This window comes from Vibrio sp. 2134-1 (genome assembly GCF_033339495.1).
Genome location: NZ_JAWOUS010000937.1, coordinates 1 through 522, shown reverse-complemented (window position 1 = coordinate 522; position 522 = coordinate 1). Strand labels below are relative to the sequence as shown.

Here is a 522-nt window from a genome sequence, read left to right as displayed (position 1 = left end):
AACCTGCGTTGTGACCGTTTTTATTTTAACCCTTAGGGGCTCATCTATCCAATCGTCTAGCCAAGGAAAGAAATGTAACCTTGCAAGATGATTAAGTTGACGATGTCGATAAAGAACGCGCCAACAATTGGTACCACCATAAATGCCTGAGGCGAAGGACCAAAACGGTTAACAATAGAACCCATGTTCATCACCGCTGTTGGCGTCGCACCCAAACCAAAACCACAGTGACCACCCGAGATAACCGCCGCATCGTAGTTGCTGCCCATTACCTTAAAGGTCACGTAATAGGTGAAGATGGCCAAAATCACCGACTGAATCGCCAGAATCACTAAGAATGGGATCGCCAAATCAAAGATGTTCCACAGCTTCAAGCTCATGAGAGCCATTGCCAAGAACAGAGACAGCGACACCGTACCGAGCATATCGACGGTTTCAGCGTCCAGCTTACGAATCTTAGTCACCTCTAAGAAGTTCGTAATAATCACACCAATGAACAGTGCATAGACCAAATCAGGAATC

Annotated in this window: 1 protein-coding gene; it reads right to left on the bottom strand. The window is 46.2% G+C overall.

The genetic code is table 11. The annotated features are described in order from the left end of the window. Positions 1-56: 56 nt before the first annotated feature. The coding region (locus tag R7R78_RS29360) for a sodium/glutamate symporter (RefSeq protein WP_318119897.1) at positions 57-522 on the bottom strand (466 nt) is incomplete at its 5' end.